Below are 24,621 nucleotides of genomic sequence, written 5' to 3'. Positions count from 1 at the left end.
GAAAATTAGGTGATGAAATAAAACCGGGGGAGGCGCGTTGCAATCAGAGCATCTGATACAACCGGAAATGAAAAAGCCCCAGCAAATTGGGGCTTCAACTGACAACTAACTGCCTCAGGTAAATCCTAGAACGGGATATCATCATCCAGATCATCTAACGGCTCAGGCATTCCCGTCGGCTGACCATAACCTGGATTGTTCCCTGGAGCGCCTTGCCCGGCACCATACGGAGATGGCTTTTGACCCATACCCTGCCCTTGTGGTGCTGGTTTTTGTTGCCCGCCGTATTGGCCGGCACCGCTTGCTTGTCCATAGCCAGGATTCACTCCAGCCCCTTGTCCGCCGTAATTCTTTTGTGCAGGGGGTTGTTGTTGCGGCGGTGGATTACTGTACCCGCCACCTTGATTGCCATAATCGGCCTGACCACCGTAGTTATCGGCCTCATAACCGCCACCACCGCCACCGGCACGGCTATCCAGCATTTGTAGCTCGTTTCCGACGATCTCGGTAGTGTATCGGTCCTGCCCGTTCTGATCCTGCCATTTGCGCGTCTGTAGACGACCTTCGATATAAACCTTGGAGCCCTTGCGCAAATATTCTTTCGCTATCTCCGCCAAACGGTTAAACAACACGATGCGGTGCCATTCCGTTTTTGGCACCATTTGCCCCGTCTGCCGGTCTTTGTAGCTCTCATCCGTTGCAATGCTCAAATTGGTGATCGCCGATCCCTGTGGCGTATATCGGGTATCAGGGTCGTTACCCAGATTACCAATTAAAATTACTTTATTAATGCCTCGTGCCATTTCGGACTCCTGTTACTAGGGTATTCACGTCCTTGTTATTACCGTTTGTACCCAACTATTTAACGATTCGCTCAACTATTAGCTGGAGCGCAATACCAATCCTGATTACTTTTTTCGCGGTAAAATTGTAGCGCATCTTCATCCAGATGCTGTTTATCTACTTTGAGATAAGCCGCCTGCTCCTGGATGATCACAACAACATCTTCTACACCGGCAATATTAGACAGCCTGTCTGAGACTTTTTGAGCAGACTCTTCATCGAGCTTAAAATGCCATTTAATCATCATACTGGTCGAATAGCCAGGCGATGACATCGTGAATGCAAAATACAGCCATACCAATCCCAGCAGGACGCAGCCCAGAATCACTGCATCCGGCCCCCACTCTGCCAATCCCAAACCACCAACGGTGCCACCAACAAATGCACCCATAAATTGACAAGTTGAATAAACCCCCATGGCAGTACCTTTACCACCCGCTGGGGAGCGTTTGCTAATCAACGAAGGTAAGGAAGCCTCAAGCAAATTGAAAGCCATGAAAAAGAAAAACAGCCCCCACCATACTTGCACCAGTGCGCCATGAAAGTAACTCAAGCTCAGCAACGCGACAAGTAACACACTAATCGCACCCACAAAAACCGGCTTCATACGTCGAAACTTCTCGGCGATCACGATGAATGGCACCATCGCAAAAAACGATGTTCCCATCACCGAAAGGTAAATCCACCAGTGATCCTCTTTAGGTATACCCGCTTCATTTACAAACACCAGAGGAATAGCGAGGAACAAAGCCGTCAAAATCCCGTGTAAGACGAATATGCCGATATCCAGCCTCACCAACTCTCGATCACGAACAATCGCTGCAATTTGACTTGAGAGCGGTCGGGTATCCAGGTGCTGGGTTCTCTTCACCGGGGTCGGAACAACCCAGATAACCAAACAGATGCCGATCAGGGCAAAGATAGACGTTAACCAAAAAATACCGGACAAGCCGGCATAGGATGCTACCAACGGCCCCACCACCAGAGCAACGGAAAAGGATATTCCGATCGACATCCCGACGACAGCCATAGCCTTGGTTCGATTTTCCTCCAGTGTGAGATCACTTAAAAGTGCCATTAACACACTTGCTATTGCACCTGCCCCCTGCAGAATACGCCCCAGCAAAACACCATAAATTGACTCAGAAAGGGCCGCAATGACGCTCCCCACAGCAAAAAGAATCAACCCAAGAATCAAAAGTTTTTTGCGACCAAAATAATCAGAAAGCATGCCGAAGGGTATTTGCAGCAACGCTTGACTTAAACCATACGCCCCCATCGCTAAACCAATCAACACTGGCGTTGCCCCTTCCAGGTTGTTGGCCGTCAAGACAAAGACGGGCAAGATCATGAACAACCCGAGCATTCGCATCGAATATAAAGTCGCCAGGGCCAGAACCGATCGCTTTTCAAATCCTGTCATTACAATTCCACTTTACCTATTCATTTTGTGGTAGCCTTGACCATTGACTCAATGACAAGTCGCCTGCAGATCGCGCATTCTATCAAATGTCTTGCCCGATATGGAAAATTGAACGGAAATTTTTTACCGGGTACTTCCAGAATCAAAACACTGGATATATCATCATATGTTTGCCCATTCAGGGCAACATATCCAAAATTAACTGGATAATGGCATCAGCGAACAATTTAAATTCAGCTTTAGTAGGGTTTACTGAATGGAAAATATTACGGTAAGAGGCGCTCGGACCCACAACCTGAAGAACATCGACCTTGATATTCCCCGAGATAAACTTATCGTTATTACCGGGTTATCCGGCTCGGGAAAATCCTCCCTGGCATTTGATACGCTCTATGCCGAGGGGCAAAGACGTTATGTAGAGTCGTTATCAACCTATGCTCGACAGTTTCTATCGATGATGGAAAAACCCGAGGTTGACCATATTGAGGGGTTGTCCCCAGCTATTTCAATTGAGCAAAAGTCCACCTCCCACAACCCTCGCTCCACAGTGGGTACAATCACAGAAATTTACGACTATCTTCGGCTGCTATTCGCCCGAACAGGTGAACCACGATGCCCAACACATCAAATTTCCTTGTCAGCACAAACGGTCAGTCAAATGGTCGACCATGTGCTTGCTCAGGAAGAAGGGCAAAAACTCATGATGCTCGCACCGGTAATCAAGGCACGAAAAGGTGAACATATACACCTGTTTGAGCAATTGCGTTCTCAAGGTTTTCTGCGCGCCCGGATTGACGGAATTGTCTGTGATCTTGATGACGTGCCAAAACTGGAAAAAAATAAAAAGCACACAATTGAAGTAGTCGTGGATCGTTTCAAGGTCAAAGATGAATTGAAACAGCGCCTTGCCGAATCATTCGAAACCTGCCTGGATTTATCGGAAGGCATTGCGATTATTGCCCCCATGGATGGAGAGGGTGATGAACATATATTTTCTTCCAAGTTTTCTTGCCCCCATTGCGGCTATGCAATCAGTGAGCTCGAACCCCGCACATTCTCCTTCAACAATCCAGCAGGGGCTTGTCCGGATTGTGACGGTATTGGCCTGAGACAGTTCTTCGATCCAGAAAAGATCGTGCAAAATAATGAACTCACTCTGGGTGAAGGCGCGATTCGCGGCTGGGACAGACGAACAGTCTATTACTACCAAATGCTGGTCAGCCTGGCAGAGCACTACGAGGAAGATATAAACCAACCTTTCGGGAGCCTGAGCCCAAAATTTCAGAACACCATACTTCAGGGCAGTGGCAAAGAGCCAATACCGTTTAATTACGTCAATACTCGTGGTGACACAATCCAGAGGTCACACCCTTTTGAAGGTGTTTTACCAAACCTGGAAAGACGATACCGGGAAACAGACTCACAATCTGTTCGTGAAGAATTGGCCAAACTACTGACCAGCAAACCCTGTACATCTTGCGGAGGCTCTCGTCTTAAAGAATCAGCCCGCAACGTATTCATCCATGCGGAAACACTACCGGATATTATTAAACTATCTGTTGGTGACGCACTTCAATATTTCGACAACCTCGAACTTGAAGGCAGAAAAGGAGAAATTGCGGAAAAGATTCTGAAAGAAATCACTCAGCGACTACAGTTTCTGGTCAACGTAGGATTGGACTATTTAACACTAAATCGAAGCGCCGATACCCTGTCGGGAGGGGAAGCGCAAAGAATCCGCCTGGCCAGTCAAATCGGTGCAGGATTGGTCGGCGTGATGTACATACTGGATGAGCCCTCCATAGGATTACACCAGCGCGATAATGATCGATTATTGGCAACGTTGACCCACCTCAGAGATCTTGGAAATACCGTAATCGTTGTTGAACACGACGAAGACGCAATTCGTGCGGCAGATTATGTAATTGATATTGGTCCGGGAGCAGGTGTGCATGGAGGGGAAATAATCGCTGCAGGCAGGCCAGAGCAAATCATGTCCTGCAAAGATTCAATTACAGGAGATTACCTCTCAGGGCGCAAAACTATCAGCACACCTTCCGAGCGCATACCACCCGATCTTAAAAAACAACTGATAATTGAAGGCGCAAGTGGAAACAACTTAAAAAACGTCACACTAAAAATTCCGGCAGGTTTGTTAACCTGTATTACGGGCGTTTCCGGGTCCGGTAAATCCACACTAATTAACCGCACCCTGTATCCTGTGGCTGCTTCCAGATTGAATGGAGCAACTACACTATCCCATGACAGCTACTCCAAAATCTCCGGTCTGGAACACTTTGATAAAGTGATTGATATTGACCAAAGCCCGATCGGACGCACACCACGCTCCAATCCTGCGACTTACACAGGCCTGTTCACGCCAATCCGCGACCTTTTCGCGGCAACGCAAGAAGCGCGCTCAAGGGGGTATAAAGCTGGCCGATTCAGCTTTAATGTCAAAGGTGGAAGGTGTGAGGCCTGTCAGGGGGACGGACTCATCAAGGTTGAAATGCATTTTTTACCGGATATTTTCGTACCTTGTGATGAGTGCAAAGGTAAACGATACAACCGAGAAACCCTTGATATAACATACAAGGGAAAAAACATTCACGAAGTCCTGGAAATGACAGTTGAAGACGCAAGAATGTTTTTTGATGCCGTTCCATTTCTGGCGAAGAAATTACAAACACTAATTGATGTTGGATTATCTTACCTAACCCTGGGGCAGAATGCAGTTACGCTATCTGGAGGGGAAGCTCAACGGGTCAAGCTGGCAAAAGAATTATCCAAGCGAGCGACCGGGAAGACACTGTACATACTAGATGAACCCACTACCGGGTTACACTTTTTTGATATACAGAAATTACTGGACGTTTTGGTAAAACTTAAAGAGCAGGGAAACACCGTTGTTGTAATTGAACATAATCTTGATGTAATCAAAACAGCAGACTGGATTGTGGACTTAGGGCCGGAGGGCGGTCACAGAGGGGGAGAAATAATTGCGGAAGGTACGCCAGAAGAGGTTTCAAAAAACGAAAAGTCCTTCACTGGAAAATATTTAAAACCTTTACTATGAAGTCTTATCGCCCCCTTGACGCGCGCATTAAAAGGGGAATATTAAATTTTAGTTGAAATAAAAAAGCCCGGTCGAAACCGCAATGCTGTTCACTTAAGAGGTGCTGCATAGCGATCCACTGGATATCGGGTTTTTGATATCTTCACTGTCCGAGGAGTTGTTGGCCTCGGACGCCTCTCTAAAAACAAGCTTCCAATTCCAGACCTCAGTTCTGACAAACGTCTACCTGTTCCAGATATCGGATTGGCGGCAGCCATCACAATTAATTGTACTGCAATATAATCACAGACAGGCTTGAAGCGTATTTCAGATGGAACGCGATCAAAACTCACTGCGGCCATTGAGGCTTCTCGCCTAATAATGTTGTAGCACAATAGTAACCCCCAGAGCTCTTGGTATACTAGGTCGGTTTTCTTGCTTCGCAATGTAATGGCGTTATTTTGCATCGCACTTTTGATATCCCTGAATCCAAGTTCAATTTCCCATCGTTCTTTGTACAGCTCTGAGACTTGGGCAGCGCTAAATCTCTCGACAGGTAAAGATGTCATCACAGATTTAGTACCAGATTTTATCTGGTACGTTACTCTTCGCACTTGCCATGTTTCAGGTAAGTCAGGATTCTTTTTCCTAGCTTGTGGAGACACCTTCATTTGAATAAGCTCATCACCATCGCTGTAGGTTTTAATAACTTCATGCACAAGCCCTTTCCGTTCGGGTATCATCCAATGACGGTCAACATCTTGTTGAGTGAGTGTTAACATTAGATTTGCGCTCCAAAAGCCTTTATCAAACAAAGTAACAGAGTTATCTGGGATGCTTGACAAGAAACTCTCAGCAAGAGGAATTTCACCTCGACGATAGGGGCTGATTTGAGCGTCAATCATGATGTGAGAGCGCACATTCATTAGGGCAACAAGCCTCAGCATGGGAAAGGGAGTTTGCCGTTTAGATGAGGTATTGCCCGAGCCGAAGTGCTCTCTAAGTTCAGGCGTATCTTGTGTGCGAAATAGTGCCCCATCTACCGCCATTACTCTCAAACCATTCCATTCGTCTTCTGGGTAGCGTTCATGTCCCCAGTGTGTTCCAGTTTGTCGAAATAACCATTCAACGGGTTCAGAACCCAGCCGCTTCCTGGCATTGGTAACACCGCTTCGAGCGAGCAGGTTGTCAGAGGCTAATCCTTGCGCACAAACATTTAAACGTCTAGCCACTTCGTGCACTGGTTCATTTCGAAACATTGCCATGCCTAAGACAAGCCAGAGCACTTGATCTGATGGCAATCGACGCCTTCTAATTGTTGCGGAAGCGCTCAATCGCAGAGCAGACTCTACCCATTCGATGGGAATGTTTTGCGTAAAAGAGCTTACGTCAGAGAAGTTAAAGAGATTGCTGAGGTCGAGTAGGTCTTGTTGAAAATCCATAAAAAAATCCGATGATGGAAGCATCATCGGATTTTCTATTAAGCCCCGTTCAACATCAAATGCTTAAGTGAACAGCATTGCGGTCGAAACCGGGCTTTTTTTCTGATCTTGAGTTTTAGTCTTCGTCAGACTCAACTTCAACAACAGGACGATCAACCAATTCCACGTAAGCCATTGGCGCGTTGTCGCCTGCTCTGAAGCCACACTTCAGAACACGCAGATAGCCACCTGGACGGGTTTTATAACGCGGGCCAAGCTCAGCAAATAACTTAGCAACCGCATCTTTATCGCCAATACGCGCAAATGCCAAACGGCGGTTCGCAACGCTGTCGTTCTTTGCCAGAGTAATCAGAGGCTCCGCTACGCGGCGCAACTCTTTTGCTTTGGGCAAAGTTGTTTTAATCAGTTCATGCTCAACCAGAGACGCTGTCATATTGCGAAACATCGCTTGACGATGCGAACTCGTACGGTTGAATTTTCGACCACTTTTACGATGACGCATTTTCTTGATCCTTTATCTTTAAAACCTGAGCTTAACCGCCCAACACTCGATCATCACCTTTCAGGCTCGCGGGAGGCCAATTTTCCAGGCGCATACCCAACGACAAGCCACGAGATGCCAAAACATCTTTAATCTCGGTGAGTGACTTTTTACCCAGGTTAGGGGTTTTCAGTAGCTCAACTTCAGTACGCTGAATCAGGTCACCGATGTAATAGATATTCTCTGCTTTAAGACAATTAGCAGAACGGACCGTTAACTCCAGATCATCAACCGGACGCAGGAGGATTGGATCAACTTCTTCCTCTTCTTCAACTGCTTCGGGCTCTTTCTCATTATCGAAGTCAACAAACACGGCTAATTGTTGCTGCAGAATAGTCGCTGCACGCTTGATTGATTCTTCCGGATCGATTGTGCCATTGGTTTCGATATCAATTACCAGTTTATCGAGGTCAGTTCGCTGCTCAACACGCGCGTTTTCTACTGAGTAGGAAACTCGACGCACTGGACTGAACGACGCATCTAACTGTAATTTACCGATTGCACGGGTTTCATCATCTGAAGATTGACGCTGATCAGAAGGCTCGTAACCACGCCCCCGCGCAACCTTCAACTTCATATTCACACCGTTAGCACCACTAACATGGCATATCACGTGATCCGGATTTACAATCTCCACATCGTGATCCAGCTGAATGTCTGCCGCTGTAACGGGACCTGCGCCCTGCTTCTTCAACGTCAATACAGCTTCATCACGACTGTGCATCTTGATTGCCAAACCTTTAAGGTTTAACAGAATTTCAATTACATCTTCCTGGACACCTTCAATAGCGCTGTACTCGTGCAATACGCCGTCGATTTCCGCCTCAACCACTGCACAACCAGGCATGGATGACAGCAAAATTCGACGAAGAGCGCTACCAAGGGTGTGACCGAAGCCCCGTTCTAGAGGTTCCAATGTAACTTTAGCATTGGTTGTGCTTATGTCTTGCACATCAATATTACGAGGATTTAAAAACTCATTCACTGAACGCTGCATTAGTCGCCCCTACGCTCTCTTTATTTACGTAATTACTTATTTGGAGTAAAGCTCAACAATCAGATTTTCGTTGATATCTGAAGGCAACTCACTACGCTCTGGAACGGCTTTAAACGTTCCCGCTTTTTTGTTGCTATCAACTTCAACCCAATCGATTGGTGCTCTATTTGAAGACAGCTCGAGCGCGTTAGCTACTCGTAACTGATTCTTTGCTTTTTCGCGCACTGAAACAACGTCACCCGGTCTAACGTGGAATGACGCAATATTCACTACTTGATCATTAACCAGAATCGCTTTGTGCGAAACCAGTTGGCGAGCTTCTGCTCTTGTTGATCCAAAGCCCATGCGATAAACAACATTATCCAGACGAGCTTCCAACAATTGCAGCAGGTTTTCACCCGTCGCACCTTTACGTCTTGCAGCCTCTTTGTAGTAACCGCGGAATTGCTTTTCGAGAACGCCATACAAACGACGCACTTTTTGCTTCTCGCGCAACTGCAGACCATAGTCAGACAGTCGACCACGACGAGCACCGTGCTGTCCTGGTGCGCTTTCAAGGTTACATTTCGAGTCTAGAGCACGAGCTCCACTTTTCAAGAAAAGATCTGTCCCTTCTCGACGAGACAGTTTACACTTTGGTCCAATATATCGAGCCATCTATCACTGTCTCCTTATACACGACGTTTCTTAGGTGGACGGCATCCGTTATGCGGGATCGGCGTCACATCTGTGATGTTCGTGATTTTGTATCCACATGCGTTCAGTGCACGCACTGCAGATTCTCTACCTGGCCCAGGCCCCTTAACCAATACATCCAGGTTTTTAAGGCCGTATTCAGCAGCCGCATTACCGGCTCTTTCAGCTGCTACCTGCGCAGCAAAAGGTGTACTCTTCCGCGACCCTCTAAAACCAGAACCACCTGCAGTTGCCCAACTCAGAGCATTACCTTGGCGATCTGTGATAGTCACAATGGTGTTGTTAAACGAAGCGTGGATGTGCGCAACGCCATCAACAACCGTCTTTTTCACCTTCTTACGGGTACGTGTACCTGGCTTAGCCATTCTCGTTTCCTATCTTATCTCTTAATTGGTTTACGTGGACCTTTTCGAGTTCTCGCATTCGTCTTCGAACGCTGGCCACGAACGGGCAAGCTGTGACGATGACGAATACCACGAAAACAACCAAGGTCTTTCAACCGCTTAATATTCATCTGTACTTCACGACGCAAATCGCCTTCAACAGAAATCTTAGATACTTCTGTACGAAGTGAATCCAGCTGTTCCTCAGTTAAATCTTTAACTTTAGTCGTAGGATTCAAACCAGTCGCATCGCAAAGCTTTGCTGCAGTTGTTTTGCCCACACCATAGATGTAGGTTAAAGAAACTACAGCATGTTTATTATCGGGTATATTTACACCGGCTATACGCGCCATGCTATTTTACTCCGCATTACATGCTTTGCTGATTGAGTTTTCCGCCAATAAAGGGCGCAAAATAATAGCGCTTGATTTACAAGAAATCAAGCGCTATTAAATGCTAATTCAAAGTTAATTTAATAATTAGCCTTGACGTTGCTTATGGCGAGGTTCTTTGCAAATAACTCTTACAGAGCCATTGCGACGAATTACTTTACAATTTCTGCACATTTTTTTGACAGACGCGCGAACTTTCATATCACACTCCACACTTGATCAAACTATCGCAACGCACCGCTGCGACCGTAATTTTTCAGATTTGATTTTTTCATCAGCGATTCGTACTGATGAGACATCAAATGTGATTGGACCTGAGCCATGAAATCCATGACAACCACGACCACAATTAACAAAGAGGTTCCGCCAAAATAAAACGGAACGTTCCAAGCAACCACCATAAACTGAGGCATCAACGACACCGCAGTGATGTAAGCTGCACCGAATAATGTCAACCGAGTCAAAACACCATCGATATATTTCGCTGTATTTTCGCCAGGTCTGATTCCTGGGACAAATGCGCCAGACTTTTTCAGATTATCTGCCACTTCTTTTGGGTTATACATTAACGCCGTATAGAAGAAACAGAAAAACACTACTGCTATCGCGAACAACAAAATATACAGAGGCTGACTCGGAGCTAAAGCCTGCGAAATATCGGCAAGCCATTGCATTCCTTCACCTTGACCAAACCACTGGCCTAAGGACGCAGGGAATAACAATATACTCGAAGCAAAAATGGGCGGTATTACCCCTGCCATGTTTACTTTTAAAGGCAGGTGGCTTGACTGCTGAGCGTAAACCTTACGCCCCTGCTGCCGCTTGGCATAGTTAATCGTGATCCGGCGTTGCCCACGTTCCATGAACACCACAAATCCGACGACCAATACCGCTAATACACCTATAGCCAGAAGGGCCAAAATATTAATCTCACCCTGCCGAGCCTGTTCGAATGATTGCCCGAAAGCTCCGGGCAACCCCGCAACAATCCCTGCGAAAATGAGCAACGAGATACCATTGCCAATGCCGCGCTCTGTAATTTGCTCACCAAGCCACATCAAGAATACGGCTCCACAAACAAATGTAATAACAGCTACAAAGTAAAAGCTGAGACTGTCATTGAACGTCACTTGCTGTGACGCCAAACCAACAGACATACCCGTTGCCTGAATCGTTGCCAGCACAACCGTACCGTAACGGGTGTACTGACTGATTTTACGACGCCCGGACTCACCTTCCTTTTTGAGCTGTTCCAGATGCGGACTCACTACCGTCATCAATTGCATAATAATCGATGCAGAAATATAGGGCATGATACCAAGAGCAAAGATACTCATTCGTTCCAGCGCCCCACCAGAAAACATATTGAACAAACTCAATATAGTCCCCTGATTTTGCTCAAATAGTGCAGCAAGCCGTTCTGGGTTAATCCCAGGGACCGGAATATGAGCACCGATTCTATACACTACGATTGCTAAAAAAACAAACCAAAGTCTAGACTTGAGCTCTGCAAATCCCTTATTTGCAGACGACGGTAGTGATGCTTTTGACATTTAGTCCTCTACTTTGCCACCGGCTTCGTTTATTGCGGCCAGAGCACCTTTAGTTACTCTAAGGCCTTTCACTGTGATTGCCGTTTTGATCTCGCCTGATTTAATAACCTTAACTACCTTAACATCCTTTCGGATGATATTCGCAGCTTTCAGTGCGTCTAGATCAACAACATCACCTGCTGTTTTTTCCAGTTCGTTCAAACGTACTTCTGCATAGTAACGGCCAACACGCGAGCTGAAGCCGAACTTGGGCAGACGACGCTGCAATGGCTGTTGACCACCCTCGAAACCTGGCTTAACAGAACCACCAGATCGAGACTTCAAACCTTTGTGACCACGACCACCAGTCTTACCCAAACCGCTACCGATACCACGGCCCAAGCGTTTCGGCGCTTTCTTCGATCCGGGAGCAGGGCTTAAAGAGTTTAACTTCATCTTATTCACCTTCTACTCTAACCATGTAATTAACTTTATTGATCATCCCGCGCACTTCTGGAGTGTCGATTACTTCTACAGTGTGACCAATTTTTCGCAAACCCAAGCCCTTAACACACGCTTTGTGGTTAGGGAGCCGACCGATTGTACTACGGTACAGGGTGACCTTAATCTTTTTAGTCTCTGCCATGATACATTACTCCGTAATATCTTCCAGCGACTTACCACGCTTGGCAGCAATGGCATCCGGTGAAGCCATTTGCTTCAAACCTTCAAAAGTCGCTCGAACAACGTTTACCGGATTAGTAGAACCATAGCATTTTGCCAATACGTTCTGCACACCAGCCACTTCCAATACCGCACGCATTGCACCACCAGCAATAATACCGGTACCTTCAGATGCCGGCTGCATGAAAACTCTAGATGCACCGTGACGCGCTTTGATCGGATATTGCAGAGTTGTTCCCTTCAGGGAAACGTCGATCATATTCTTTTTAGCAGAATCCATCGCTTTTTGTATTGCAACTGGAACTTCGCGAGCTTTACCACGACCGAAGCCTACTCGACCATTACCATCACCAACTACCGTCAATGCAGTAAAGCCAAAAATACGACCACCTTTAACAACTTTCGCTACACGATTAACTTGTACGAGTTTTTCCTGAAGCTCAGGTGCTTTTTGCTCTATAACACTCATGTCTCACCTCTTAGAATTTCAGGCCGTTCTCACGTGCAGCGTCTGCTAACGCCTTAACACGACCGTGGTACCGGAAACCGGACCGATCAAACGCAACTTCAGTAATTCCAGCGGCAGATGCTTTTTCTGCGATTGCTTTACCAACCTGTGTCGCTGCATCAACATTGCCGGATTTATCACTACGCAAATCTTTATCCAAAGTAGATGCTGAAGCCAGAATCTTAGCACCGTCTGCGGAAATGATTTGAGCGTACATGTGTCGAGGTGTCCTGTGGATACACAGACGCGTTACCCCCAACTCTTTAATTTTATGTCGGGTAGTACGAGCCCGACGCAATCTTGCTTGCTTCTTAACGTTCATCTTCCTACCCTACTTCTTCTTAGCTTCTTTACGACGTACGTTTTCATCCGCGTAACGAACACCCTTACCTTTGTAAGGCTCAGGTGGACGGAAAGCGCGGATTTCCGCAGCAGCCTGACCAACAGCCTGCTTATCAACGCCCTTAATAACCACTTCAGTCTGTGAAGGAGTTTCTACAGACAATCCCGCCGCCAGTTCATAAACAACGGGGTGAGAAAAGCCAAGTGTCAAGTTCAGTTTATTTCCCTGAGCTTGAGCACGGTAACCAACACCGATCAACTGGAGCTTCTTCTCAAAACCCTGAGAAACACCAGTAACCATATTGTTTACCAAAGCACGGGTAGTACCCGCCAAAGCACGCGATTGTTTACCACCATCACGAGCGGCAAAGGTCAACGCATTTTCTTCTTGCTTAACTTCAACAGCACTATGAACGGTCATAGCCAGAGAGCCTTTGCTCCCTTTTACATTAATTTCCTGACCCTGCAACTTAATCTCAACACCAGATGGCAGCACGACAGGACTATTAGCAACCCTAGACATATTTCACTCCTAGAATACGGTGCAAATTACTTCACCGCCTACACCAGCTTGCCGTGCAGCGCGGTCTGTCATGACGCCTTTAGAGGTAGAAACAATTGCAATTCCTAACCCACCGGCCACTGAAGGTAATTCACCTGTAGCTTTATATTGACGCAAACCAGGACGGCTAACCCGCTTGATCTCTTCGATTACCGGCTTACCTTCGAAATATTTCAGCTCGATAGCCAACTGAGGCTTGGCCTCATCTGATACAGAAAAATCAGTAATGTAACCTTCCTGTTTCAGCACTTCAGCTACCGAAAGCTTCATTTTTGATGACGGCATCGCTACGGATGCTTTTTCCGCCATCTGTGCATTACGAATACGAGTAAACATATCCGCTAATGTATCTTGCATACTCATCTGAGTGAGACTCCTAAATCATTTTAGTTGTGCAGCGCGCTTGACCGCTTACCAACAACGCTTACCAGGATGCTTTCTTAAGGCCTGGCACATCTCCAATCATTCCGTATTCACGTAACTTGATTCGTGAAAGCTTGAACTTTCTGAATACGCCGTGCGGACGACCAGTTACCTGACAACGCTTGCGCAATCGCACAGGATTGGCATTACGTGGCAGTTTTTGCAGCTGTTGCTGGGCTTCCCAACGCTCATCCTCGGAAAGAGCAGGATTTTTTACCGCTTCTTTCAGAGCTGCACGCTTTTCAGCATACTTTGCTACAGTTTTTTCGCGCTTCAGTTCACGCTGTCTCATGCTTTGCTTGGCCATGATATCGCAACCTTATTTCTTGAACGGGAAATTGAATGCACGCAACAGGGCACGACCTTCATCATCTGTACTTGCAGATGTTGTCAGGGTAATGTCCAGACCACGCAATTTATCCACTTTATCGTACTCGATCTCAGGGAAAATGATCTGTTCCTTAACACCCATGCTGTAATTACCACGGCCGTCAAAGGACTTTGGATTCAATCCACGAAAATCTCGTACACGAGGGATAGCGATATCAACCAAACGCTCGAAGAATTCCCACATACGGTCACCACGAAGGGTAACCTTACAACCGATTGGAAAACCTTCACGAACCTTGAATCCGGCTACTGACTTGCGCGCTTTGGTAATAACTGCCTTTTGACCGGCCAGCTTTTCCAAATCCGCAACAGCGAATTCCAGTTGCTTTTTATCGCCTAATGCCTCACCAACACCCATGTTGAGCGTAATTTTCTCAATCTTGGGCACTTGCATAATGTTTTTGTATCCAAACTCTTTCTGAAGAGCTGGAATAACATCAGATTTGTAAAACTCTTTCATTCTTGCCATCGTCTTCACCTATATAAATCAGCTGTCGATAGCTTCGTTGTCGGATTTGAAAACACGAACTTTCGTGCCATCTTCCAGTACTTTGAAACCAACCCGATCTGCCTTGCCTTTTGCTGCGTTGAAAATCGCAACATTAGAGTGCTGAATCGGCGCTTCTTTTTCAACGATTCCACCAGGTGTACCAAGCATTGGGTTAGGCTTGGTATGACGCTTGATCATGTTGATACCGGATACAACAAGGCGACCATCAGATAAAACACGGGTAATCTTACCACGCTTACCCTTGTCTTTACCTGCAATGATGATCACTTCATCATCACGCTTTAACTTTTTCATTACGGGCCTCACTTCCTTACAGCACTTCTGGTGCCAATGAGATGATTTTCATAAACTTATCGCTTCGAAGTTCACGCGTAACTGGTCCGAAAATTCGGGTACCAATTGGCGCTTGCTGCGTGTTCAAAAGAACTGCGGCGTTACCATCAAATCGGATGAGCGACCCATCTGCGCGTCGTACACCTTTACGGGTACGGACCACTACTGCGTTCAGAACTTGACCTTTCTTAACCTTACCGCGAGGAATTGCTTCCTTAACGGTTACTTTAATAATATCGCCAATATTCGCGTAGCGTCGATGTGATCCACCCAGGACTTTGATGCACATGACTCGGCGAGCACCGCTGTTATCCGCGACGTCAAGCATGGTTTGAGTCTGAATCATGGCTTATCTCCAATTACTATCCACGTAGTCTTTACGACAGACCCATCTCTGGGTGGTTACACTTTAGATGCACGCTCGTCAATGTTGACCAGCATCCACGTTTTAGTTTTAGAAATCGGGCGTGACTCACGTATGGTCACCATATCACCGATATTGCACTCATTGTTCTCATCATGAGCATGCAGTCGCGTAGAGCGTTTTACGTATTTCCCGTAGATAGGGTGTTTAACGCGTCGCTCGATGAGCACAGTAATGGACTTGTCCATTTTGTTGCTCACGACCTTGCCGCTCAGAATACGAGCATTATTAGCAGCTTCAGTCATCGTTATTTACCTACTTTTTCCGTCAATACAGTTTTTACTCGAGCGATGTCACGCTTGACCTGACCCAACACGTGAGATTGGTTGAGCTGACCAGAAGACTTTTTCATACGAAAATTGAACTGGTCTTTCAACAGATCCAACAACACTTTGTTGAGCTCTTCTACTGATTTTTCCCGTAGTTCTGTCGCTTTCATTACATCACCGTCCTCGTTACAAACGTTGTAGAGACAGGCAATTTCGCTGCTGCCAATGCGAAGGCTTCTCTTGCTACTTCTTCAGAAACACCTTCCATCTCGTAGAGCACTCGGCCTGGTTGAATCTGGGCTACCCAGTACTCAACTGAACCTTTACCTTTACCTTGTCGAACTTCCAGAGGCTTTTGCGTAATTGGCTTGTCTGGGAAAATACGGATCCAGATTTTACCACCCCGTTTGATTCGACGAGTCATCGTACGACGAGCTGCCTCAATTTGACGTGAAGTAATACGTCCTCGCTCAGTCGCTTTAAGACCGAATTCACCAAAGCTAACTTTGCTACCGCGCAATGCTAAACCACGGTTTCGGCCTTTTTGTACTTTTCTGAATTTTGTACGTTTAGGCTGCAACATGATAGTGCCCCTTACTTAGAACTTTTCTTCTTGGATGCACTCTTTTCAGCACGAACTTGATCCATGCCGCCAAGAATTTCACCCTTAAAGATCCAAACTTTTACACCAATAATCCCGTAAGTCGTTAATGCTTCGTGCGTAGAGTAATCAATATCTGCACGCAAAGTATGAAGCGGTACACGACCTTCGCGGTACCATTCAGTTCGTGCGATCTCCGCACCACCCAAACGACCACCTACCTGGATCTTGATACCTTTTGCGCCCTGACGGATCGCGTTCTGTACTGCACGTTTCATTGCACGACGGAACATCACACGACGCTCCAGTTGGCTTGCAACGCTTGCAGCAACCAGTTTGGCATCCAAGTCTGGTTTACGAACCTCTTCAATATTGATATGAACAGGAACGCCCATCATGTCACTGATTTTCTTTCTCAGCTTATCGACATCTTCACCTTTTTTACCAATTACGATACCCGGACGAGCGGTATGAATGGTAATTCGCGCATTTTGCGCAGGTCTTTCGATAATAATTTTGCTAACTGAAGCTTTTTCAAGCTCCTTAGTTAAAAATTCACGAACCTCAATATCATTTAAAAGGTTACGAGAATAGTTTTCTTTCTCTGCATACCAAACCGAGTTATGGTCTTTGATGACGCCCAGTCTGATACCTACAGGATGAACTTTCTGACCCATCTGAGCATCTCCTATTTTTCGGCTACTTTAACCGTAATATGGCATGTACGTTTGAGAATTCGGTCCGCTCTGCCCTTTGCTCGTGGCATGATGCGTTTCATCGTAGGACCTTCATCAACGAAAACGGTTGAAACTTTCAACTCATCAACGTCCAAACCTTCATTATGCTCAGCGTTTGCAATAGCAGACTCCAGAACCTTCTTCATAATGGCCGCGCCCTTGCGAGGGCTGAATGCCAAAATGTTTAGAGCCTCTTCCACTGCCTTGCCTCGAACCTGGTCTGCTACAAGACGCGCTTTCTGAGCAGACAGCCGAGCACCACTCAACTTAGCGGATACTTCCATCTTAAAATCTCCTCAGTTACCGTTTCGCTTTCTTGTCTGCAGCGTGACCTCGATAGGTACGAGTAGCCGCAAATTCACCCAGTTTGTGACCTACCATATCTTCAGTCACGAACACAGGAACATGTTGTTTACCGTTGTGAACTGCAATGGTGAGCCCAACCATCTCTGGAAACACAGTCGATCTACGAGACCATGTCTTTATCGGCTTCTTATCGCCTTTTTCCAAAGCGGTTTCGACCTTTTTCAATAAATGCAGGTCAATGAATGGACCTTTCTTTAAAGAACGTGGCACAACCTAATCCTCTTATTTAGCCGATCGACGACGTATAATCATCTTATCAGTACGTTTGTTTTTGCGAGTCTTATGTCCTTTGGTCGGAACACCCCAAGGTGTAACAGGATGACGTCCGCCAGAGGTTCGCCCTTCACCACCACCATGTGGGTGGTCAACTGGGTTCATAACAACACCACGCACTGTTGGCCTTACGCCGCGCCAACGTGATGCACCCGCTTTACCGAGTTGTCGCAAGCTGTGTTCGCTATTGGACACTTCACCCAAAGTAGCTTTACATTCAGCCAGTACCTTACGCATCTCACCCGAACGAAGACGAAGTGTTGCGTAAGCTCCTTCCCTTGCAACCAGCTGAGCAGAAGTACCAGCACTTCTCGCCAACTGTGCACCTTTACCAGGCTTTAATTCGATACAGTGGATAACACTACCCACAGGGATGTTACGCAAAGGCAAAGTACTACCTACTTTGATTGGCGCATCATCACCGGACCGAACTTCATCGTTAGCTTGAACACCCTTAGGGGCAATAATGTAACGACGCTCACCATCTGCATATTTCAAAAGTGCAATGTTTGCAGATCTATTTGGATCATACTCCAGGCGCTCTACGATTGCTGGAATACCATCTTTGTTTCGTTTGAAGTCAATAACACGGTATTTTTGCTTGTGACCACCACCAACGTGACGAGTAGTGATACGACCGTTATTGTTACGACCACCAGATTTTGACTTTTTTTCTACCAGCGCGTTGTGCGGACGTCCCTTATGAAGATCAGGATTGACAACCTTAATAACGTGTCTACGCCCTGCTGAGGTAGGTTTCGCTTTAACTATAGGCATTGATCAATCCCCTATTATTCTACGTCCAGCAACTCGATTTCATGACCTTCTGACAAGCTAACGTACGCTTTACGTACAGACTTTCGCTTACCCAGACCACGAACAGTGCGTTTGGTTTTGCCTTTCTGATTCAAAACACTCACAGAATCAACTTTTACATTGTAAAGCTGTTCTACAGCTGCCTTGATTTCAGGCTTAGTTGCATCAGGCGCCACACGAAAAACAACTTGACCGTTTTCCTGAGCAATTGCCGCTTTTTCTGACAGGTGACGTCCTAACAATACTTTATAGATTCGCTCTTGACTCATCCCAACATCTCCTCAATCTTTTTCAATGCTGGCACAGTGACGAGAACTTTTTCGTGCGCTATCAAGCTCACCGGATCGATACCGGCAGCATCACGAACATCTACTTTAGGCAGATTTCGAGATGCCAAATATAAATTTTGCTCAACTTCGTCAGAAACAACCAAAACATCTTGAGCAACACCCAAACCGGAAAGCTGCTGAGTGAACTCTTTTGTTTTTGGCGTAGCAACGGCCAGCGACTCAACCACAACAAGTCGATCCTGTCGAACAAGCTCAGAAAGAATAGACTGAACTGCCGCACGATACATTTTACGGTTTACCTTCTGACTGAAGTCTTGCGGCTTCGCAGCAAAAGTAACACCACCTGTACGCCAGATAGGACTACGAATAGTTCCCGCTCTAGCACGACCAGTACCCTTTTGACGCCATGGCTTTTTACCACCACCGCTTACTTCTGATCGAGTTTTTTGTGCACGCGTACCCTGGCGGCCGCCAGCTAAGTAAGCTGTAACAACCTGATGAACCAAAGCTTCATTAAATTCGCGAGCAAAAGCTGCTTCTGATACAGACACAGTACCTGCACCTGCTCCAGCTATATTAAGTTCCATAGCACCCCCCTTAGGCTTTAACCGCAGGTTTTACAATCACACTTCCACCGGTTGCGCCAGGTACAGCGCCTTTAACCAGCAGCAGATTCTTTTCTGCATCTACTCGCACAACTTCCAGATTCTGAACAGTTACACGCTCTGCACCCATGTGACCGGCCATTTTTTTGCCTTTGAACACGCGTCCAGGAGTTTGACACTGCCCGATAGAACCAGGCGCTCTGTGAGACAAGGAGTTACCATGGGTTGCATCTTGAGTACGGAAGTTCCAGCGTTTAACAGCACCGGCAAAACCCTTACCCTTGGATTGGCCGATCACATCAACGATCTGTCCCGCTTCGAACTGGTCTGCTTTCAACTCGGCACCAAGTGCCAAATCATCACCTTGACCAGATTCCAGGCGAAATTCCTTCAACATGCTTGCAGCTTCAACACCCGCTTTCGCGAAATGCCCAGCTTCAGATTTATTCAGGCGGGAAACTTTCTTATCACCAACGGCGATTTGAATAGCCCGATAACCGTCACTTTCTTCAGTCTTGACTTGAGAAACCCGATTCGCCAAAACCTCAATTACGGTTACAGGTATAGACTGACCTTCGTCAGTAAAAATACGAGTCATACCGGCTTTACGGCCGATTAAACCAATTGCCATTTTTCACCTCATAGTGTACGGGGCTTTAACCCTCTATGGCCTACCTAAAGTTACACTTGCCATGCAACAACATGGCCGACGATGTTTTAACCTAAGCTGATTTGGACATCCACACCAGCAGCAAGGTCTAACTTCATCAAAGCGTCAACTGTTTTTTCAGTGGGCTCTACAATATCCAACAAACGCTTATGCGTTCGAATTTCGTACTGATCTCGAGCATCTTTATTAACATGCGGCGAAATCAAAACAGTAAAACGCTCTTTACGCGTCGGCAAAGGAATTGGACCTTTAACCTGTGCACCCGTGCGCTTTGCCGTTTCCACAATCTCTTGTGTAGACTGATCAATCAGGCGATAGTCAAATGCTTTTAACCTGATCCTGATTTTTTGGCTTTGCATTGCTTCAAACTCCGGTTTTCTGCAGACAGTTGTCTCGCATCACAAAAAGGAGCCGCATTGTATGCGGATCAACCACCTCTGTCAAGTTTAACCCATTAAAAAAAAGGGCCACCCACAAGGGCAGCCCTTTTTAAACCACAGAATATGAATTATTCGATGATTTTACTAACAACACCAGCACCAACGGTACGGCCACCTTCACGAATCGCGAAGCGCAGACCATCTTCCATTGCGATAGGCGCAATCAGAGTAACAACCATTCGAACGTTGTCCCCTGGCATTACCATTTCCACACCTTCTGGCAGTTCACAAGAACCAGTCACATCAGTAGTACGGAAGTAGAACTGTGGACGATAGCCTTTGAAGAATGGAGTATGACGACCACCTTCATCTTTGCTCAACACATAAACTTCACTTTCGAATTTAGTGTGAGGATTGATGGTTCCTGGCTTAGCCAGAACCTGGCCACGCTCAACTTCATCACGCTTAGTACCACGCAACAAAACACCAACGTTCTCACCTGCACGACCTTCGTCAAGCAGCTTACGGAACATCTCAACACCAGTACAGGTCGTTTTGGTAGTATCTTTGATACCAACAATTTCGATCTCTTCACCAACTCGAATGATACCACGCTCTACACGACCGGTAACAACAGTACCACGACCAGAGATAGAGAAAACATCTTCGATTGGCATCAGGAACGCTTGATCAACTGCACGCTCTGGCTCTGGAATGTACTCATCAAGAGTCTCAACCAGCTTCTTAACAGCAGAAGTACCCATGCCGTTATCATCTTTACCTTCCAACGCCATCAATGCAGAACCGATGATGATTGGAGTGTCGTCTCCAGGAAATTCGTACTGATCCAACAGCTCACGAACTTCCATTTCTACCAACTCCAACAACTCTTCATCGTCTACCATGTCAGCTTTGTTCAGGAACACAACGATGTACGGTACACCAACCTGTCGAGACAGCAGGATGTGCTCACGAGTCTGAGGCATAGGGCCGTCAGCCGCGGAACATACCAGGATAGCACCATCCATCTGAGCCGCACCAGTGATCATGTTTTTAACATAATCCGCGTGTCCAGGGCAGTCTACGTGCGCGTAGTGACGAGTAGGAGAATCATACTCTACGTGAGAAGTTGCGATGGTAATACCACGCTCTCTTTCTTCAGGCGCGTTATCGATACCGTCAAATGCTATCGCTTCACCACCCCAAACTTCCGCACAAACACGAGTCAAAGCTGCAGTCAAAGTTGTTTTACCATGGTCTACGTGACCGATAGTTCCAACGTTTACATGCGGTTTGGTGCGTTCAAATTTTTCTTTTGCCACGATGACACCTCTTTTAAAACTAAATTAACTATTTACTTAACCTTGTTTATAACTGCTTCAGCTATATTCGAAGGGGCTTCAGCGTATTTCAAAAACTCCATCGTATAGGTTGCACGCCCCTGCGTTGCAGAACGAAGATCCGTGGCATAACCAAACATTTCTGCCAATGGAACTTCCGCATTTACAACCTTGCCCGACACACTTTCATCCATACCCTGTATGAGTCCACGACGTCTATTAAGATCGCCAACTACATCACCCATATTTTCTTCTGGCGTTACAACCTCAACCTTCATGACAGGCTCAAGCAACACAGCACCACCGAGCTCCGCGAGCTTTTTAGTGGCCATGCTACCTGCAATTTTGAACGCCATTTCACTTGAGTCAACGTCATGGTAAGAGCCGTCATATAGAGATGCCCTCAAAGAAAGCAGCGGATACCCGGCCAAAATACCGTTTTGCATCTGCTCCTCTATACCTTTGGATACCGCCGGAATATACTCTTTTGGTACCACTCCACCCACAATTTCGTTAACAAACTCAAGACCTTCCTCGCCCTCTGGTCGTGGCTCAAACTTAATCCACACGTGGCCATACTGACCCCGCCCACCAGACTGACGAACAAACTTCCCTTCAATTTCGCAGCTATTACGAATAGCCTCACGATAAGCAACCTGAGGCTTACCGATATTAGCCTCTACCTTAAATTCACGACGCATCCGATCAACTATAATATCCAGGTGCAGTTCGCCCATACCTGAAATAATTGTTTGACCGGTTTCTTCATCTGTTTTAACTCTGAAAGAAGGGTCTTCTTGAGCCAATTTGCCCAAGGCAACACCCATCTTATCTTGATCTGCTTTTGATTTCGGCTCTACTGCAACAGAAATTACCGGCTCCGGGAACTCCATCCGCTCCAATGTAATTACACTATCGGGATCACACAAGGTATCACCAGTGGTGACATCCTTTAAACCAATCCCGGCAGCGATATCACCGGCACGAACTTCCTTGATCTCTTCCCGATTGTTCGAATGCATTTGCACCATCCGACCAATACGTTCTTTCTTTCCTTTAACGGAATTGAAGACGGTATCACCACTATTCAAAACGCCGGAATAAACACGGAAAAACGTCAACGTTCCAACAAAAGGATCCGTCGCTATCTTGAACGCCAATGCCGAAAACGGGGCATCGTCGTCTGCCGGCCGTGCAGCGAGCGTCCCATCACGATCATCCAGCACACCCTCAATCGCACGAACCTCTGTCGGTGATGGCAAATACTCGATTACTGCATCCAGAACAGCTTGAACCCCTTTGTTTTTAAAAGCGGATCCACCAAGCACTGGAATAATCTCATTTGCCAAAGTCCGAGCACGAATTCCAGCTTTAACTTCTTCTTCAGTTAACTCACCTTCTTCAAGGTATTTTTCCATTAACTCATCGGAAGCCTCGGCTGCAGCCTCAACCAGCTGCTCACGCATCTCTTCGCACTTCGACTGCAATTCCGCAGGGATATCGGCATACTCAAAGGTCATGCCCATATCCTCTTCATTCCACAAAATCGATTTCATTTTTATGAGATCGACGACGCCTTTGAAATTATCTTCAGCACCAATAGTCATCTGCAACGGTACAGCGTTCGCCCCCAGACGCTCTCGCAACTGCGACACAACCATTTCGAAGCTTGCGCCAGCACGATCCATCTTGTTAACGAACACCATTCGCGGCACTTCGTACTTATTGGCTTGCCGCCACACCGTTTCTGTCTGAGGCTGAACCCCGGAGGAGCCACATAACACCACCACAGCACCATCAAGCACCCGAAGCGATCGCTCGACCTCAATGGTAAAGTCAACGTGCCCGGGCGTATCAATGATATTGACGCGATGCTCGTCAAACTGAGCCTGCATCCCTCGCCAAAAACAAGTGGTAGCAGCAGAAGTGATGGTTATACCACGCTCCTGCTCCTGCTCCATCCAATCCATCGTAGCAGCACCGTCATGCACCTCACCGATCTTGTGAGACAACCCAGTGTAGAACAACACACGCTCTGTGGTCGTTGTTTTACCAGCGTCCACATGCGCGCAAATACCGATATTACGGTAACGCGTTATGGGGGTTTTGCGTGCCACTTTCTATTCCTCGATGATTAGAAACGGTAGTGAGAGAATGCTTTGTTAGCTTCTGCCATACGGTGCACATCTTCACGCTTCTTAACCGCTGCACCCTTGCCGTCAACGGCATCCAGCATTTCGCCAGCCAGGCGCTGAGGCATGGACTTCTCACCACGCTTACGTGCATACTCTACCAACCATCTCATCGCCAACGCATTTTGACGAGCAGGACGAACCTCAACAGGAACCTGATAGGTCGCACCACCCACACGACGGGATTTAACCTCAACCAGAGGCTGGATACTCTCAAGCGCCTTCTCAAACACTTCCAACGGCTCTGAGTTACCCTTTTCTTGAACGATGTCCAGAGCGCCATATACGATACGCTCTGCAACAGATTTCTTACCACTAATCATTACGTGGTTAATAAATTTTGCCAGACGCTGACTTCCGAACTTAGGATCAGGCAGAATCTCTCGTTTTGCTACAACTCTTCTTCTTGGCATGATAAGCCCTCAATAAAAGGTCTTCAGGTTAGATCCGAACAATTTGTTCGGCCTTACTCTTATCAGATAACTATCTTTTTAGAGTACACTTGCTTTCTAGGTATACTTGAGCACACCCAGCATCAAACAAACGCTAACCGACTATTCTTCAACTTCGACGATATAACACCGTCAGTCCTGGCAATAAA

35 protein-coding genes are annotated in these 24,621 nt (G+C 46.6%); 1 reads left to right on the top strand and 34 read right to left on the bottom strand.

Features of this window, described 5'->3' with window-relative positions; genetic code table 11:
• Window positions 1–125: 125 nt before the first annotated feature.
• Together ssb and OLMES_RS03485 are read right to left on the bottom strand one after the other, a co-directional pair.
• A complete protein-coding gene (gene ssb, locus OLMES_RS03490) occupies window positions 126–803 on the bottom strand; it encodes a single-stranded DNA-binding protein (protein WP_087459973.1) in 678 nt (225 codons plus the stop codon).
• A gap of 71 nt (window positions 804–874) precedes the next feature.
• Window positions 875–2,266, bottom strand: a complete 1,392-nt coding sequence (locus OLMES_RS03485) for an MFS transporter (RefSeq protein WP_087459972.1) — start codon at window positions 2,264–2,266, stop codon at window positions 875–877.
• Between the two features lie 256 nt (window positions 2,267–2,522).
• Here OLMES_RS03485 and uvrA point away from each other — a divergent pair, with 256 nt between their 5' ends.
• The gene (gene uvrA / locus OLMES_RS03480; protein WP_087459971.1) at window positions 2,523–5,342 is read left to right on the top strand and encodes an excinuclease ABC subunit UvrA; all 2,820 of its coding nucleotides are present in this window, start codon (window positions 2,523–2,525) and stop codon (window positions 5,340–5,342) included.
• A gap of 89 nt (window positions 5,343–5,431) precedes the next feature.
• On the opposite strand, the gene OLMES_RS03475 is transcribed toward uvrA, so the two are convergent.
• The 32 genes from OLMES_RS03475 to rpsG all read right to left on the bottom strand — a co-directional run bounded on the left by OLMES_RS03475 (window position 5,432) and on the right by rpsG (window position 24,433).
• Window positions 5,432–6,763 carry an IS4 family transposase gene (locus tag OLMES_RS03475; RefSeq protein ID WP_087464313.1) on the bottom strand — a complete coding sequence of 444 codons (1,332 nt, stop codon included), beginning with the start codon at window positions 6,761–6,763 and terminating at the stop codon, window positions 5,432–5,434.
• Window positions 6,764–6,878: 115 nt separating this feature from the next.
• Window positions 6,879–7,265, bottom strand: a complete 387-nt coding sequence (rplQ, locus tag OLMES_RS03470; RefSeq protein ID WP_087459970.1) for a 50S ribosomal protein L17 — start codon at window positions 7,263–7,265, stop codon at window positions 6,879–6,881.
• 31 nt (window positions 7,266–7,296) lie between these two features.
• Window positions 7,297–8,301 (bottom strand): DNA-directed RNA polymerase subunit alpha, encoded by a 1,005-nt coding sequence (locus tag OLMES_RS03465; RefSeq protein WP_087459969.1) that lies wholly within the window; start codon window positions 8,299–8,301, stop codon window positions 7,297–7,299.
• A gap of 36 nt (window positions 8,302–8,337) precedes the next feature.
• Complete coding sequence (rpsD, locus tag OLMES_RS03460) at window positions 8,338–8,958, bottom strand: 30S ribosomal protein S4 (protein WP_087459968.1); 621 nt, start codon at window positions 8,956–8,958, stop codon at window positions 8,338–8,340.
• 14 nt (window positions 8,959–8,972) lie between these two features.
• Window positions 8,973–9,362 (bottom strand): 30S ribosomal protein S11, encoded by a 390-nt coding sequence (rpsK, locus tag OLMES_RS03455; protein WP_087459967.1) that lies wholly within the window; start codon window positions 9,360–9,362, stop codon window positions 8,973–8,975.
• A 14-nt stretch (window positions 9,363–9,376) separates the two neighbouring features.
• Window positions 9,377–9,733 carry a 30S ribosomal protein S13 gene (gene rpsM / locus OLMES_RS03450; RefSeq protein WP_087459966.1) on the bottom strand — a complete coding sequence of 119 codons (357 nt, stop codon included), beginning with the start codon at window positions 9,731–9,733 and terminating at the stop codon, window positions 9,377–9,379.
• 126 nt (window positions 9,734–9,859) lie between these two features.
• A complete protein-coding gene (gene rpmJ, locus OLMES_RS03445) occupies window positions 9,860–9,973 on the bottom strand; it encodes a 50S ribosomal protein L36 (protein ID WP_087459965.1) in 114 nt (37 codons plus the stop codon).
• A 23-nt stretch (window positions 9,974–9,996) separates the two neighbouring features.
• Entirely contained in the window at window positions 9,997–11,325 is a 1,329-nt protein-coding gene (secY, locus tag OLMES_RS03440; RefSeq protein WP_087459964.1) for a preprotein translocase subunit SecY, read from the bottom strand.
• The gene (gene rplO / locus OLMES_RS03435) at window positions 11,326–11,760 is read right to left on the bottom strand and encodes a 50S ribosomal protein L15 (RefSeq protein WP_087459963.1); all 435 of its coding nucleotides are present in this window, start codon (window positions 11,758–11,760) and stop codon (window positions 11,326–11,328) included.
• A gap of 1 nt (window position 11,761) precedes the next feature.
• Window positions 11,762–11,950, bottom strand: a complete 189-nt coding sequence (gene rpmD, locus OLMES_RS03430; RefSeq protein WP_087459962.1) for a 50S ribosomal protein L30 — start codon at window positions 11,948–11,950, stop codon at window positions 11,762–11,764.
• Between the two features lie 6 nt (window positions 11,951–11,956).
• Window positions 11,957–12,457, bottom strand: coding sequence for a 30S ribosomal protein S5 (gene rpsE, locus OLMES_RS03425; RefSeq protein ID WP_087459961.1), 501 nt, complete (start codon window positions 12,455–12,457; stop codon window positions 11,957–11,959).
• Between the two features lie 10 nt (window positions 12,458–12,467).
• Window positions 12,468–12,818: a 50S ribosomal protein L18 gene (gene rplR / locus OLMES_RS03420; RefSeq protein WP_087459960.1), complete on the bottom strand. Its 351-nt coding sequence runs from the start codon at window positions 12,816–12,818 to the stop codon at window positions 12,468–12,470.
• A 9-nt stretch (window positions 12,819–12,827) separates the two neighbouring features.
• On the bottom strand, window positions 12,828–13,361 hold the full coding sequence (rplF, locus tag OLMES_RS03415; protein WP_087459959.1) for a 50S ribosomal protein L6: 534 nt from the start codon (window positions 13,359–13,361) through the stop codon (window positions 12,828–12,830).
• A gap of 9 nt (window positions 13,362–13,370) precedes the next feature.
• Window positions 13,371–13,763: a 30S ribosomal protein S8 gene (gene rpsH, locus OLMES_RS03410; protein ID WP_087459958.1), complete on the bottom strand. Its 393-nt coding sequence runs from the start codon at window positions 13,761–13,763 to the stop codon at window positions 13,371–13,373.
• 61 nt (window positions 13,764–13,824) lie between these two features.
• Entirely contained in the window at window positions 13,825–14,130 is a 306-nt protein-coding gene (gene rpsN / locus OLMES_RS03405) for a 30S ribosomal protein S14 (protein WP_087459957.1), read from the bottom strand.
• Between the two features lie 12 nt (window positions 14,131–14,142).
• Window positions 14,143–14,682 carry a 50S ribosomal protein L5 gene (gene rplE, locus OLMES_RS03400; RefSeq protein ID WP_087459956.1) on the bottom strand — a complete coding sequence of 180 codons (540 nt, stop codon included), beginning with the start codon at window positions 14,680–14,682 and terminating at the stop codon, window positions 14,143–14,145.
• 18 nt (window positions 14,683–14,700) lie between these two features.
• Window positions 14,701–15,018: a 50S ribosomal protein L24 gene (gene rplX / locus OLMES_RS03395; protein WP_087459955.1), complete on the bottom strand. Its 318-nt coding sequence runs from the start codon at window positions 15,016–15,018 to the stop codon at window positions 14,701–14,703.
• Window positions 15,019–15,034: 16 nt separating this feature from the next.
• The gene (rplN, locus tag OLMES_RS03390; protein ID WP_087459954.1) at window positions 15,035–15,403 is read right to left on the bottom strand and encodes a 50S ribosomal protein L14; all 369 of its coding nucleotides are present in this window, start codon (window positions 15,401–15,403) and stop codon (window positions 15,035–15,037) included.
• 56 nt (window positions 15,404–15,459) lie between these two features.
• Window positions 15,460–15,726, bottom strand: a complete 267-nt coding sequence (gene rpsQ, locus OLMES_RS03385) for a 30S ribosomal protein S17 (RefSeq protein ID WP_087459953.1) — start codon at window positions 15,724–15,726, stop codon at window positions 15,460–15,462.
• Between the two features lie 2 nt (window positions 15,727–15,728).
• Complete coding sequence (gene rpmC, locus OLMES_RS03380; RefSeq protein ID WP_087459952.1) at window positions 15,729–15,920, bottom strand: 50S ribosomal protein L29; 192 nt, start codon at window positions 15,918–15,920, stop codon at window positions 15,729–15,731.
• Window positions 15,920–16,333, bottom strand: a complete 414-nt coding sequence (gene rplP, locus OLMES_RS03375; protein WP_087459951.1) for a 50S ribosomal protein L16 — start codon at window positions 16,331–16,333, stop codon at window positions 15,920–15,922. Before rplP ends, rpmC begins: the two co-directional genes overlap by 1 nt.
• A gap of 11 nt (window positions 16,334–16,344) precedes the next feature.
• On the bottom strand, window positions 16,345–17,028 hold the full coding sequence (rpsC, locus tag OLMES_RS03370; protein ID WP_087459950.1) for a 30S ribosomal protein S3: 684 nt from the start codon (window positions 17,026–17,028) through the stop codon (window positions 16,345–16,347).
• An 11-nt stretch (window positions 17,029–17,039) separates the two neighbouring features.
• Complete coding sequence (rplV, locus tag OLMES_RS03365; protein ID WP_087459949.1) at window positions 17,040–17,372, bottom strand: 50S ribosomal protein L22; 333 nt, start codon at window positions 17,370–17,372, stop codon at window positions 17,040–17,042.
• Window positions 17,373–17,388: 16 nt separating this feature from the next.
• Window positions 17,389–17,664, bottom strand: a complete 276-nt coding sequence (gene rpsS, locus OLMES_RS03360) for a 30S ribosomal protein S19 (protein ID WP_087459948.1) — start codon at window positions 17,662–17,664, stop codon at window positions 17,389–17,391.
• Window positions 17,665–17,676: 12 nt separating this feature from the next.
• Window positions 17,677–18,504 carry a 50S ribosomal protein L2 gene (gene rplB / locus OLMES_RS03355; protein WP_087459947.1) on the bottom strand — a complete coding sequence of 276 codons (828 nt, stop codon included), beginning with the start codon at window positions 18,502–18,504 and terminating at the stop codon, window positions 17,677–17,679.
• 14 nt (window positions 18,505–18,518) lie between these two features.
• On the bottom strand, window positions 18,519–18,812 hold the full coding sequence (gene rplW, locus OLMES_RS03350; protein ID WP_087459946.1) for a 50S ribosomal protein L23: 294 nt from the start codon (window positions 18,810–18,812) through the stop codon (window positions 18,519–18,521).
• Window positions 18,809–19,420 carry a 50S ribosomal protein L4 gene (gene rplD / locus OLMES_RS03345; RefSeq protein ID WP_087459945.1) on the bottom strand — a complete coding sequence of 204 codons (612 nt, stop codon included), beginning with the start codon at window positions 19,418–19,420 and terminating at the stop codon, window positions 18,809–18,811. Before rplD ends, rplW begins: the two co-directional genes overlap by 4 nt.
• A gap of 10 nt (window positions 19,421–19,430) precedes the next feature.
• Window positions 19,431–20,069: a 50S ribosomal protein L3 gene (rplC, locus tag OLMES_RS03340; protein ID WP_087459944.1), complete on the bottom strand. Its 639-nt coding sequence runs from the start codon at window positions 20,067–20,069 to the stop codon at window positions 19,431–19,433.
• 86 nt (window positions 20,070–20,155) lie between these two features.
• The gene (gene rpsJ, locus OLMES_RS03335) at window positions 20,156–20,467 is read right to left on the bottom strand and encodes a 30S ribosomal protein S10 (RefSeq protein ID WP_087459943.1); all 312 of its coding nucleotides are present in this window, start codon (window positions 20,465–20,467) and stop codon (window positions 20,156–20,158) included.
• Between the two features lie 149 nt (window positions 20,468–20,616).
• Window positions 20,617–21,810, bottom strand: coding sequence for an elongation factor Tu (tuf, locus tag OLMES_RS03330; RefSeq protein ID WP_087459942.1), 1,194 nt, complete (start codon window positions 21,808–21,810; stop codon window positions 20,617–20,619).
• 32 nt (window positions 21,811–21,842) lie between these two features.
• Entirely contained in the window at window positions 21,843–23,945 is a 2,103-nt protein-coding gene (gene fusA, locus OLMES_RS03325) for an elongation factor G (protein ID WP_087459941.1), read from the bottom strand.
• A gap of 17 nt (window positions 23,946–23,962) precedes the next feature.
• On the bottom strand, window positions 23,963–24,433 hold the full coding sequence (gene rpsG / locus OLMES_RS03320) for a 30S ribosomal protein S7 (RefSeq protein WP_087459940.1): 471 nt from the start codon (window positions 24,431–24,433) through the stop codon (window positions 23,963–23,965).
• Between the last annotated feature and the right edge of the window lie 188 nt (window positions 24,434–24,621).

This window comes from Oleiphilus messinensis (genome assembly GCF_002162375.1).
GTDB lineage: Bacteria > Pseudomonadota > Gammaproteobacteria > Pseudomonadales > Oleiphilaceae > Oleiphilus > Oleiphilus messinensis.
The sequence above is the reverse complement of the archived record's forward strand: the minus strand, read 5'-3'. Positions and strand labels throughout refer to the sequence as shown.